Origin of the sequence: Escherichia sp. WS1118, assembly GCF_046487695.1 — a bacterium.
Lineage (GTDB): Bacteria > Pseudomonadota > Gammaproteobacteria > Enterobacterales > Enterobacteriaceae > Escherichia > Escherichia coli.
In genome coordinates this window covers 313,626-326,291 of record NZ_JBJQIZ010000003.1, presented here as the reverse complement: position 1 = coordinate 326,291, position 12,666 = coordinate 313,626, and the positions used below count along the sequence as shown (strand labels likewise).

10 protein-coding genes are annotated in these 12,666 nt (G+C 48.8%); 7 read left to right on the top strand and 3 right to left on the bottom strand.

All coding sequences use genetic code 11. From position 1 onward, the window contains the following. Nucleotide 1: 1 nt before the first annotated feature. Entirely contained in the window at nt 2–673 is a 672-nt protein-coding gene (locus tag ACJHYO_RS07375) for a PIG-L deacetylase family protein (protein WP_000362014.1), read from the bottom strand. 607 nt (nt 674–1,280) lie between these two features. Between ACJHYO_RS07375 and tauA the strand changes: the two genes are divergently transcribed. Genes tauA through tauD form a run of 4 tightly spaced genes read left to right on the top strand, consistent with a single transcriptional unit; the run spans nt 1,281 to nt 4,695 of the window. Beyond that, nucleotides 1,281–2,243 carry a taurine ABC transporter substrate-binding protein gene (tauA, locus tag ACJHYO_RS07370; RefSeq protein WP_001018403.1) on the top strand — a complete coding sequence of 321 codons (963 nt, stop codon included), beginning with the start codon at nt 1,281–1,283 and terminating at the stop codon, nt 2,241–2,243. 12 nt (nt 2,244–2,255) lie between these two features. Beyond that, on the top strand, nt 2,256–3,023 hold the full coding sequence (tauB, locus tag ACJHYO_RS07365) for a taurine ABC transporter ATP-binding subunit (RefSeq protein ID WP_000939358.1): 768 nt from the start codon (nt 2,256–2,258) through the stop codon (nt 3,021–3,023). Continuing rightward, nucleotides 3,020–3,847, top strand: a complete 828-nt coding sequence (tauC, locus tag ACJHYO_RS07360) for a taurine ABC transporter permease TauC (RefSeq protein WP_000114575.1) — start codon at nt 3,020–3,022, stop codon at nt 3,845–3,847. Before tauB ends, tauC begins: the two co-directional genes overlap by 4 nt. Continuing rightward, on the top strand, nt 3,844–4,695 hold the full coding sequence (tauD, locus tag ACJHYO_RS07355) for a taurine dioxygenase (RefSeq protein ID WP_000004064.1): 852 nt from the start codon (nt 3,844–3,846) through the stop codon (nt 4,693–4,695). Before tauC ends, tauD begins: the two co-directional genes overlap by 4 nt. Before the next feature lie 39 nt (nt 4,696–4,734). On the opposite strand, the gene hemB is transcribed toward tauD, so the two are convergent. Then, nucleotides 4,735–5,709: a porphobilinogen synthase gene (gene hemB / locus ACJHYO_RS07350; protein ID WP_001295337.1), complete on the bottom strand. Its 975-nt coding sequence runs from the start codon at nt 5,707–5,709 to the stop codon at nt 4,735–4,737. 525 nt (nt 5,710–6,234) lie between these two features. On the opposite strand from hemB, the gene ACJHYO_RS07345 reads away from it, so the two are divergent. After that, on the top strand, nt 6,235–9,222 hold the full coding sequence (locus tag ACJHYO_RS07345; protein WP_000556414.1) for an autotransporter outer membrane beta-barrel domain-containing protein: 2,988 nt from the start codon (nt 6,235–6,237) through the stop codon (nt 9,220–9,222). Between the two features lie 85 nt (nt 9,223–9,307). Beyond that, entirely contained in the window at nt 9,308–9,931 is a 624-nt protein-coding gene (iprA, locus tag ACJHYO_RS07340) for a hydrogen peroxide resistance inhibitor IprA (protein ID WP_001350621.1), read from the top strand. On the opposite strand, the gene ampH is transcribed toward iprA, so the two are convergent. After that, the gene (ampH, locus tag ACJHYO_RS07335; protein ID WP_000830766.1) at nt 9,932–11,089 is read right to left on the bottom strand and encodes a D-alanyl-D-alanine-carboxypeptidase/endopeptidase AmpH; all 1,158 of its coding nucleotides are present in this window, start codon (nt 11,087–11,089) and stop codon (nt 9,932–9,934) included. A gap of 351 nt (nt 11,090–11,440) precedes the next feature. On the opposite strand from ampH, the gene sbmA reads away from it, so the two are divergent. Then, the gene (sbmA, locus tag ACJHYO_RS07330; RefSeq protein WP_001298543.1) at nt 11,441–12,661 is read left to right on the top strand and encodes a peptide antibiotic transporter SbmA; all 1,221 of its coding nucleotides are present in this window, start codon (nt 11,441–11,443) and stop codon (nt 12,659–12,661) included. The last annotated feature ends 5 nt before the right edge of the window (nt 12,662–12,666 follow it).

Here is a 12,666-nt window from a genome sequence, read left to right as displayed (position 1 = left end):
CTCAAAGAATCATTTTATGAATAACAAAACCTTCACCCAGATCGCTATTGACCTGTTGCCCGCGAAATTGAGCAACTGCACGCAGACGCTCCGGGCGCATATAATCTCGCTGGCTCTGACTTTTATGTTTTTTTAACGCAGTCAGTTTAAGAGAAAAATATTCTTCTTTCACGGATTCAAAAACCTGAGGCATAAATGAAAGCCAGGTACTTGGTGTTTCATAGCCGAGAATTTGCGGAATAGCGCGACAGGCAACCATTGAGGCTTGATAGACTGCAAGATGATCCTGATGGCGGTCAGCATCATGCATGGTATATACACGTATAATTTCAACATCAGAGGGAATTTGATTTTTTATGATGTTTTCCAGGGCAGAAATCATATCATTGAGCTGTAAATGAGCGCGGGTGTCAGCAAAATTAAGATGAATAGTTTGGTGGCACCCTAATATCTTTAGAGCGTTGCGTGATTCTTCGTGGCGATCGATTATTCCATCTACGCCAGAATTACCGGTAGTCATCACCACGGTAGCAATATAAATTCCTTTTTGCGCAAGGCGAGCTAGCGATGCGCCACAGCCTAATTCTATATCGTCAGGATGCGCGCCAATGGCAAGGATACCCTTTCTTTTATTTGCCGAAGAAAGGATCGCTGAATCTAAAACCTTATCCACTTTATGACACTCCATTTTATTTATTATACTACAAGCACAACGACGCCCCCAGAGACGTAACCTCTGACGCAGACAGATGCTAATTTTTAAGTGTTAAAAATAGCTGATAGCTGAAAAACAAGGGGCTGTCAGGTACGGGGATAAGAGTGTGTAATCTTTTATGTAGTTCATATGTTAAGTGTTTGTGTGTTTGGTTTGTATGGTTATTTTGTTTTATATATTGTATTTAAATGTGATTTAGTTTGTCAATTAATTGCATATTAAAAATATGTTCTATGCACAAATATTGATTATATACATTATGTGAATACATTATGTGGTTGATTGAGAATGATACATTTATATATGCAATGTGAATATAATGGTTTCATTATATGTGTTGCTGTTAATAAAATAACAGACATTAGAACCTGCTTGTTTATGCATTAATAAAATGAAGTGCAGTAATTTACTGAGTTATCAGAGTGGGCGTAATTGCATATTTAATCTTTCCTTTGCCGCTTTTTTGCTAAGAATAAAATCATCTGTACGATAACGACTAATTCTTTTAATGAATGTTTTTATTCCTGAATACTGCTCCCATAACAAGACGGGGGAGCAGACAATCATGGCAATTTCATCGCGTAACACATTTCTTGCCGCACTGGCATTCATCGCTTTTCAGGCGCAAGCGGTGAACGTCACCGTGGCGTATCAAACCTCCGCCGAACCGGCGAAAGTGGCTCAGGCCGACAACACCTTTGCTAAAGAAAGCGGAGCAACCGTGGACTGGCGTAAGTTTGACAGTGGAGCCAGCATCGTGCGGGCGCTGGCTTCGGGCGACGTGCAAATCGGCAACCTCGGTTCCAGCCCGTTAGCGGTTGCAACCAGCCAACAGGTGCCGATTGAAGTCTTCTTGCTGGCGTCAAAACTGGGTAACTCCGAAGCGCTGGTGGTAAAGAAAACTATCAGTAAACCGGAAGACTTGATTGGTAAACGCATCGCCGTACCGTTTATCTCCACCACCCACTACAGCTTGCTGGCGGCGCTGAAACACTGGGGTATTAAACCTGGGCAAGTTGAGATTGTGAACCTGCAGCCGCCCGCGATTATCGCCGCATGGCAGCGGGGAGATATTGATGGTGCTTATGTCTGGGCACCGGCGGTTAACGCCCTGGAAAAAGATGGCAAGGTGCTGACCGATTCTGAACAGGTCGGGCAGTGGGGCGCGCCGACACTGGACGTATGGGTCGTGCGGAAAGATTTTGCCGAGAAACATCCTGAGGTCGTGAAAGCGTTCGCTAAAAGCGCCATCGATGCTCAGCAACCGTACATTGCTAACCCAGACGCGTGGCTGAAACAGCCGGAAAACATCAGCAAACTGGCGCGGTTAAGCGGCGTGCCGGAAGGTGACGTTCCGGGGCTGGTGAAGGGGAATACCTATCTGACGCCGCAGCAACAAACGGCAGAACTGACCGGACCGGTGAACAAAGCGATCATCGACACCGCGCAGTTTTTGAAAGAGCAGGGCAAAGTCCCGGCTGTAGCGAATGATTACAGCCAGTACGTTACCTCGCGCTTCGTGCAATAAAAGGAGGCGCAGATGCTGCAAATTTCTCATCTTTACGCCGATTATGGCGGCAAACCGGCACTGGAAGATATCAACCTGACGCTGGAAAGCGGCGAGCTTCTGGTAGTTCTGGGGCCGTCTGGCTGCGGCAAAACTACGTTGCTGAATTTGATTGCTGGTTTTGTGCCTTATCAGCATGGCAGCATTCAACTGGCGGGTAAGGGTATTCAGGGACCGGGAGCAGAGCGTGGCGTAGTTTTTCAGAATGAAGGGTTGTTACCGTGGCGCAATGTACAGGACAACGTGGCGTTCGGCCTGCAACTGGCAGGTGTAGAGAAAATGCAGCGACTGGAAATCGCACACCAGATGGTGAAAAAAGTCGGGCTGGAAGGCGCAGAAAAACGCTACATCTGGCAGCTTTCCGGTGGTCAACGTCAGCGGGTGGGGATTGCCCGCGCGTTGGCGGCAAATCCCCAGCTGTTATTACTCGACGAACCGTTTGGTGCGCTGGACGCCTTCACCCGCGACCAGATACAAACCCTGCTGCTGAAACTCTGGCAGGAGACGGGAAAGCAGGTGCTGTTGATTACCCACGATATAGAAGAAGCGGTGTTTATGGCGACTGAACTGGTTCTGCTTTCACCCGGCCCAGGCCGCGTGCTGGAGCGGCTGCCGCTCAACTTCGCCCGCCGCTTTGTTGCGGGAGAGTCGAGCCGCAGCATCAAGTCCGATCCACAATTCATCGCCATGCGCGAATATGTTTTAAGCCGCGTATTTGAGCAACGGGAGGCGTTCTCATGAGTGTGCTCATTAATGAAAAACTGCATTCGCATCGGCTGAAATGGCGCTGGCCGCTCTCGCGTCAGGTGACCTTAAGCATTGGCACGTTAGCGATTTTACTCACTGTATGGTGGGTAGTCGCGGCGCTGCAACTGATTAGCCCGCTGTTTTTGCCGCCACCGCAACAGGTACTGGCAAAACTGCTCACCATTGCCGGGCCGCAGGGATTTATGGACGCCACGCTGTGGCAGCATCTGGCAGCTAGCCTGACGCGCATTGTGCTGGCGCTACTCGCGGCGGTGTTGATCGGTATTCCGGTCGGGATCGCCATGGGGCTAAGCCCGACGGTGCGCGGCATTCTGGATCCGATAATCGAGCTTTATCGTCCGGTGCCGCCGCTGGCTTATTTGCCGCTGATGGTGATCTGGTTTGGTATTGGCGAAACCTCGAAGATCTTACTGATCTATCTAGCGATTTTTGCGCCGGTGGCGATGTCGGCGCTGGCGGGGGTGAAAAGCGCGCAGCAGGTTCGCATTCGTGCCGCCCAGTCGCTGGGTGCCAGCCGTGCGCAGGTGCTGTGGTTTGTCATTTTGCCCGGCGCGCTGCCGGAAATCCTCACCGGATTACGCATTGGTCTGGGTGTGGGCTGGTCTACGCTGGTGGCGGCGGAGCTGATTGCCGCAACGCGCGGTTTAGGATTTATGGTTCAGTCAGCGGGTGAATTTCTCGCGACTGACGTGGTGCTGGCGGGGATCGCGGTGATTGCGATTATCGCCTTTCTTTTAGAACTGGGTCTGCGCGCGTTACAGCGCCGCCTGACGCCCTGGCATGGAGAAGTACAATGAGTGAACGTCTGAGCATTACCCCGCTGGGGCCGTATATTGGCGCACAAATTACGGGGGCCGACTTAACGCGCCCGTTAAGCGATAATCAGTTTGAACAGCTTTACCATGCGGTGCTGCGCCATCATGTGGTGTTTCTGCGCGATCAAGCTATTACGCCGCAGCAGCAACGCGCGCTGGCCCAGCGTTTTGGCGAGCTGCATATTCACCCTGTTTACCCTCATGCTGAAGGGGTTGACGAGATCATCGTCCTGGATACCCATAACGATAATCCGCCGGATAACGACAACTGGCACACCGATGTGACATTTATTCAAACGCCACCCGCAGGGGCGATTCTGGCGGCGAAAGAGTTACCCTCGACCGGCGGCGATACGCTCTGGGCCAGTGGTATTGCCGCATATGAGGTGCTCTCTGTTCCCTTCCGCCAGCTGTTGAGCGGGTTGCGTGCGGAGCATGATTTCCGTAAATCGTTCCCGGAATACAAGTACCGCAAAACCGAGGCTGAGCATCAACGCTGGCGTGAGGCGGTCGCGAAAAATCCACCGTTGCTACATCCGGTGGTGCGAACGCATCCGGTGACCGGTAAACAGGCGCTGTTTGTGAACGAAGGTTTTACCACACGAATTGTTGATGTCAGCGAGAAAGAGAGCGAAGCCTTGTTAGGTTTTTTGTTTGCCCATATCACTAAACCGGAGTTTCAGGTGCGCTGGCGCTGGCAACCGAATGATATTGCGATTTGGGATAACCGCGTGACTCAGCACTATGCCAATGCGGATTACCTGCCACAGCGGCGGATTATGCATCGGGCGACGATTCTTGGGGATATTCCGTTTTATCGGGCGGGGTAAGGGGGAAATGCCGGGTTGGATAACCCGGCATAATGATCATTAACGCAGAATCTTCTTCTCAGCCAAATCCAGCGCAAAGTAGCTGAAAATCAGATCCGCACCCGCACGCTTAATCGAACCTAAGCTTTCGAGCACGACTTTCTCTTCATCTATAGCACCCGCCAGCGCGGCGAACTTAATCATCGCGTACTCACCGCTCACCTGATACGCGCCAATCGGCAATTCAGTACGTTCACGCAGCTCACGCACGATGTCGAGGTATGCTCCGGCAGGTTTAACCATCAGGCAGTCTGCGCCCTGGGCTTCATCCAGCAGCGACTCACGAATCGCCTCACGACGGTTCATTGGGTTCATCTGATAGCTTTTGCGGTCGCCTTTTAATGCGCTTCCGGCAGCTTCACGGAACGGGCCATAAAAGGAGGAGGCGAACTTGGTCGAATACGACATAATCGCCGTATCTTTAAAGCCCGCAGCGTCCAGCGCCTGGCGAATCGCCTGTACCTGACCATCCATCGCGGCAGAAGGGGCGATGAAGTCTGCGCCTGCAGCAGCTGCAACCACAGCTTGCTTGCCTAAATTTTCCAGAGTCGCGTCGTTGTCGACGCCATGCTCGCACAGAACACCGCAGTGACCGTGAGATGTGTATTCACAGAAGCAGGTGTCTGACATAACGATCATTTCTGGCACGGTCTGCTTGCAGATGCGCGACATACGCGCCACCAGTCCATCTTCCCGCCAGGCATCGCTGCCGGTTTCATCGGTATGGTGAGAGATGCCGAAAGTCATCACGGAACGAATACCGGCGTTGGCGATGCGTTCAATTTCGCGTGCCAGATGTTTCTCTGGAATGCGCATCACGCCTGGCATGGCTTCAACGGCTTTGTAGTCGTCAATTTCTTCTTCAACAAAGATCGGCAACACCAGGTCGTTAAGGCTAAGTGTTGTCTCTTCAAACATAGCGCGCAGCGCAGGAGATTTGCGCAGGCGACGAGGGCGTTGGATTAAATCTGTCATGGTCTGCCTGATGTTTGTGGAATCGAGGAGCATAGTATACCTGAAGCAGGCTGGGTGTGTTTTACGAAAGTTGTCGCGATGTTGACAAAAAGAGAATGAAAAAGAGGTCAGGACATCTTTGTAATAGAAATAGCAATAATTTCATATTCACTGAAAATATTTTTAATTTTTATTTATAGCCATAGATTATTGTTTTTGGGGATTTGGTGACGTTTCCAAAAAGTGAATAGCTTAAAGTTCATTGCTTATTGATACATTATTTGTCTGTTTTTGTTGTTTTATATTTTCATGGTCTATGTTTTAAAATTAACGCTTTCATTAACGTATTGAAATATTGTGTTTTTGTTATTTCTTTCTTTGTGTGTGTTCACGTGCTTTATATATGTCCGCAATCGGACTTAGGGGAAAGAATAATTGAACCATTCCTCTATAACGCCGCATAATCGTAAACGCGAAACATAATATGTTTTCTATGCATTGATAATTGATGGATCAACTTATTACGTCCCTGAGGAGGGATGACAAATGCACTCCTGGAAAAAGAAACTTGTAGTATCACAATTAGCATTGGCTTGCACTCTGGCTATCACCTCTCAGGCTAATGCAGCAAACTATGATACCTGGGGGTATCATGACAACACCACGACCGATTTAGTTTGGCCGTATGACACTGACAATGATGGAATTGCCGATGCTGGCGGCATGGACCCGATGGGTTCAGACGGTAACTACGTAACTTACAATGGTTTTGTTTACTATAACAATGCCAATGGCGATTTCGATACTGTCTTTAAAGGCGATACCGTTAACGGTACCATTTCTACTTATTACTTGAATCATGATTACGCTAGCGGTTCTGTTAACCAGGTAGATATCAGCAATTCAGTAATTCATGGGGCAATCACCTCTGAACTGCCATTTGGTTATTACAGCATTACTCCTGCAGAAGTTAATGCTAAAGGTGAAGTTGTAACTCCACAGACCTATAATGGCTATAATTTCTATAACGGAATCACTACTGACCTTGACTACAATTGGTACGATGGTGACGTATTCACTCTGAACGTATCCAATTCCACCATTGATGATGACTATGAAGCTCTTTACTTCACTGACACATATCTTGATGGTGATAAATCTAAGTCAACCAATGAAACGTTCTATACCGCTCTGGGTGTTGCAGTAAATCTTGATGTTGAAAGCAATATCAATATTACTAACAACTCCCGTGTAGCTGGTATTGCGCTGTCTGAAGGCAATACAAGCAACACGACTTATACTAGCGAATATCATCAGTGGGACAACAACATTAATGTGTCTAACTCCACTGTAACTTCAGGGTCACAGACTCCGCTGGAAGAAAGCAATGGCTTCTTCGGTAAATCTGCTGAACCAAGTGATTACGCTGGTAATGGTGGCGAAAATGACGTAGCTCTGTCATTCTCTGACAATGCTGGCTCAAATTATTCCATGAAAAACAATGTAAACTTTGACCATTCAACCCTGTTGGGTGATGTCGAGTTCACAAGCCACTGGAATAACGATGGCGTATTCTTCTATTCAACCGGCCATGACAGCAATGGTGACGGTGTCCTTGATACCAACGGTGGTTGGGTAGATGATGCTCAGAACGTTGATGAACTGAACATTACTCTGAACAACGGTAGTAAGTGGGTTGGCTCAGCAAACATGAGTGCTGAAGTAATTGCTCCGGCAGATATGTATGATGTTGCGCCGAACAGCCTGACCCCTGGTGCCACTATCGAAGCTAACGATTGGGGTCGTATTATTGACAACAAGGTATTCCAGAGCGGCGTATTTAACGTAGCACTGAACAATGGTTCAGAATGGAATACCGTTAATAGTTCAGTAATTGATACATTAGCTGTAAATAATGGCTCTCAGGTAAATGTTACTGATTCCTCTCTGGTCTCAGATACCATTGGTTTAACCAACGGCTCCTCACTGAATATTGGTGAAGATGGTTTGGTTGCTACAGACCACCTGACTGTTGATAGCTACAGTACCGTTAATTTAACCGAATCTACTGGCTGGAATAACTATTCTAACCTGTATGCCAATATCATCACCGTAACTAACGGTGGTGTACTGGATGTGAACGTTGATCAGTTTGATACTGAAGCTTTCCGTACTGACAAACTGGAACTGACTAGCGGCAACATCGCTGACCACAACGGCAATGTAGTTTCTGGTGTGTTCGATATCAACAGCAGCGATTATGTTCTGAACGCTGACCTGGTGAACGACCGTACTTGGGATACCGCTCAGGCTAACTACGGCTACGGTGTTGTTGCTATGAACTCTGATGGTCATCTGACTATCAACGGTAACGGCGACGTAGACAACGGTACTGAACTGGATAACAGCTCTGTAGACAACGTTGTTGCGGCAACCGGTAACTACAAAGTTCGTATCGACAACGCAACTGGCGCTGGCGCAATCGCTGATTACAAAGATAAAGAAATTATCTATGTAAACGACGTCAACAGCAACGCGACCTTCTCTGCTGCTAACAAAGCTGACCTGGGTGCATACACCTATCAGGCTGAGCAGCGTGGTAACACCGTTGTTCTGCAACAGATGGAGCTGACCGACTACGCTAACATGGCGCTGAGCATCCCGTCTGCGAACACCAATATCTGGAACCTGGAACAAGACACCGTTGGTACTCGTCTGACCAACTCTCGTCATGGTCTGGCTGATAACGGCGGCGCATGGGTAAGCTACTTCGGTGGTAACTTCAACGGCGACAACGGCACCATCAACTATGATCAGGATGTTAACGGCATCATGGTCGGTGTTGATACCAAAATTGACGGTAACAACGCTAAGTGGATCGTCGGTGCGGCTGCAGGCTTCGCTAAAGGTGATATGAATGACCGTTCTGGTCAGGTGGATCAAGACAGCCAGACTGCCTACATCTACTCTTCTGCTCACTTCGCGAACAACGTCTTTGTTGACGGTAGCTTGAGCTACTCTCACTTCAACAACGACCTGTCTGCAACCATGAGCAACGGTACTTACGTTGACGGCAGCACCAACTCCGACGCTTGGGGCTTTGGTTTGAAAGCCGGTTACGACTTCAAACTGGGTGATGCAGGTTACGTGACTCCTTACGGCAGCGTTTCTGGTCTGTTCCAGTCTGGTGATGATTACCAGCTGAGCAACGACATGAAAGTTGATGGTCAGTCTTACGACAGCATGCGTTATGAACTGGGTGTAGATGCAGGTTATACCTTCACCTACAGCGAAGACCAGGCTCTGACTCCGTACTTCAAACTGGCTTACGTCTACGACGACTCTAACAACGATAACGATGTGAACGGTGATTCCATCGATAACGGTACTGAAGGGTCTGCGGTACGTGTTGGTCTGGGTACTCAGTTCAGCTTCACCAAGAACTTCAGCGCCTATACCGATGCTAACTACCTCGGTGGTGGTGACGTAGATCAAGACTGGTCCGCGAATGTGGGTGTTAAATATACCTGGTAATATTCTTCACTCCGAAGAAATAGGTAATTTAATCTAAATAATGCCCGTCAAGGATTTGACGGGCATTACTGCAAAGGACGCGCAAATGTTATCTGTAGTTAAACCTCTTCAGGAATTTGGTAAGCTCGATAAATGTTTGTCCAGATACGGTACGCGCTTCGAGTTTAATAATGAAAAGCAAGTTATATTTTCCAGTAATGTCAATAGCGAAGATACTTTCGTTATTTTAGAGGGCGTTATCTCTTTGCGTAGAGAAGAAAACGTACTTATCGGTATTACACAGGCTCCTTATATTATGGGGCTGGCTGATGGTTTAATGAAAAACGATATACCATACAAATTAATATCAGAAGGAAACTGTACGGGATATCATTTGCCAGCCAAACAAACCATTACTCTTATTGAACAAAATCAACTCTGGCGAGACGCTTTTTACTGGTTAGCCTGGCAAAATAGAATTCTGGAATTACGCGACGTTCAGCTCATTGGGCATAATTCCTACGAACAAATCCGCGCGACGTTATTATCAATGATTGACTGGAATGAAGAATTGCGATCACGTATTGGCGTGATGAATTATATCCATCAACGTACACGTATATCGCGTTCTGTCGTTGCGGAAGTTCTTGCTGCTTTGCGTAAAGGCGGCTATATCGAAATGAATAAAGGCAAACTGGTCGCTATCAACCGTTTGCCTTCAGAGTATTAATCAGGATGCGGGGATAACCAACGGTTTATTCCCGCTTAGCTCGGTCACCAGGTCATTGATGCCATCGCTCATATTTTTAAAGCGCGTCAACGGCGAACGAGTGACCACCACAAACGCGCCAATATTCTTCTGCGGGATCATCGCCATATAGGTAATGAAACCGCCACCACCACCTGTCTTCTGAATAATCCCCGGACGACCCTCTTTCGGGGCCATATATACCCAGCCTAAACCAAGCGCATCCGCTTTGCCGGGGACATCCATGCCAATCACTTTTGTAAACTGCGCGCGCTGATAAATCAACGTCTGCATGCGATCAGCCTGGTTACTGCGCTGATAAAAATCAGATGACAAATACTGCTGCATCCAGCGCATCATATCGCCTGGCGTGGAATAGACGCCGCCGCTGCCAATTGCCGCCAGCGTGTTATTGCACGGACTGGCACCGCGCTCAGCAACCATTAAACGGCGGCACTGATCCGGTGAGGGGGTGTAGGTGGTGTCTTTCATCCCCAACGGACGGGTAATCTGCTCTTCAAACAACTGGGTATAAGGCTTGCCGGACGCATTCGCCAGTGCATCTGCCAGCAGATCGAATGCGAGGTTGGAGTACGCGGCCTGGCTGCCCGGCGCGGCTTTTAGTTTGGCAGTGGAAAGGTATTTCCAGCGTTGCTCGCGCGTTGGCCAGACAAATACCGGACGATGTGCCGCGCCACCGGGCTGTTCACGGGGCAGGGCGCTGGTATGGGTTGCCAGATTCACCAGCGTAATGGGCGTCCCATTGTAGGTCGGTACGCGTGCGCCTGGCGGAGCATATTTACTTAGCGGATCGTTTAACTTCACGGTCCCCTGGTCGAGCAATTTCACCAGCATCTCACTGGTCATTAACTTGGTGAGGGAAGCAATACGTATGACGGAATCCAGCTGCGGGCGAACGTTATTACCAGGTCGCGTTTCGCCATAACTGCGAAAGACACGCTGGTTACCGTCGATAACAACCAGCGCCATCCCCGTGGCACCGCTGCCGTAAAAAATATGATCGGCATAACGATCGACAATATCAGAGGCAAACTCCGGTTCAGTGATCGGCTGAGCCGCATGGACGGAGGTCAATGACGCCGCATACAGCACGGCAGAAAAAAGCAGACTACGTTTCAACGGTGGTGTCCATAGATTGAATGAAGGTAACTGAGCGTATTTATACTACTCATTGATGGATTGCAAAGGGCGAATTAGTGCAATAATAGTGTTAAAAACGTAACGGCGCGTAAACACGATCTTTTTCCTGCTCACCAATGCCTGCATTTGTGATCCTGCGCGTGTTAATCCGCTTATGTAAACAATCTTTGGTTTGTGAAACCCGTCGAAACAATTCTTATGGTCAGGCTGGCGAACTAAGCGCCTTGCTATGGGTCACAATGGGCAGTTTCATTTGGCTGACGCTTTGTAGCGGTCATGCGGTTAATACACAGCAGTTGTTAAAACGATAAGAAGTTAGCAGGAGTGCATATGTTTAAGTCTTTTTTCCCAAAGCCGGGAACGTTTTTTCTCTCGGCCTTTGTTTGGGCATTGATTGCCGTTATCTTCTGGCAAGCCGGTGGGGGTGATTGGGTGGCGCGTATCACCGGCGCTTCCGGGCAGATCCCGATTAGCGCCGCGCGTTTCTGGTCGTTGGATTTCCTGATTTTTTACGCTTACTACATTGTTTGCGTAGGACTTTTTGCATTTTTCTGGTTTATCTATAGCCCGCACCGTTGGCAATACTGGTCAATACTCGGTACTGCGCTGATTATCTTCGTCACCTGGTTTTTGGTGGAAGTCGGGGTTGCCGTCAACGCCTGGTATGCGCCGTTCTATGATCTGATTCAAACGGCGCTAAGTTCGCCGCATAAAGTCACCATCGAACAATTTTACCGCGAAGTGGGCGTCTTTCTGGGGATTGCGCTGATCGCGGTGGTGATCAGTGTGCTGAACAACTTCTTTGTCAGTCACTACGTGTTCCGCTGGCGTACGGCGATGAACGAATATTACATGGCGAACTGGCAACAACTGCGTCATATCGAAGGGGCCGCGCAGCGTGTGCAGGAAGACACCATGCGTTTTGCTTCAACGCTGGAGAATATGGGCGTCAGCTTTATCAACGCTATCATGACGTTGATCGCCTTCCTGCCGGTGCTGGTAACGCTCTCCGCACATGTGCCGGAGCTGCCGATTGTCGGGCACATTCCGTATGGTCTGGTGATTGCCGCTATCGTCTGGTCGCTGATGGGGACCGGATTACTGGCAGTGGTAGGGATCAAACTGCCGGGGCTGGAGTTTAAAAACCAGCGTGTAGAGGCTGCCTACCGTAAAGAGCTGGTTTATGGTGAAGACGATGCCACGCGCGCGACGCCGCCTACGGTACGCGAGCTTTTTAGCGCCGTACGGAAAAACTATTTCCGCCTCTATTTTCACTATATGTATTTCAATATCGCCCGCATTCTCTATTTGCAGGTCGATAACGTTTTCGGTTTGTTCTTGCTGTTTCCGTCAATTGTTGCCGGTACGATTACACTCGGCCTGATGACGCAGATTACTAACGTTTTTGGTCAGGTTCGCGGTGCTTTCCAGTACCTGATTAACTCATGGACCACACTGGTTGAGTTGATGTCTATCTACAAACGTCTGCGCAGCTTTGAACATGAGCTGGATGGTGACAAAATTCAGGAAGTAACCCATACCTTGAGCTAAAAAGG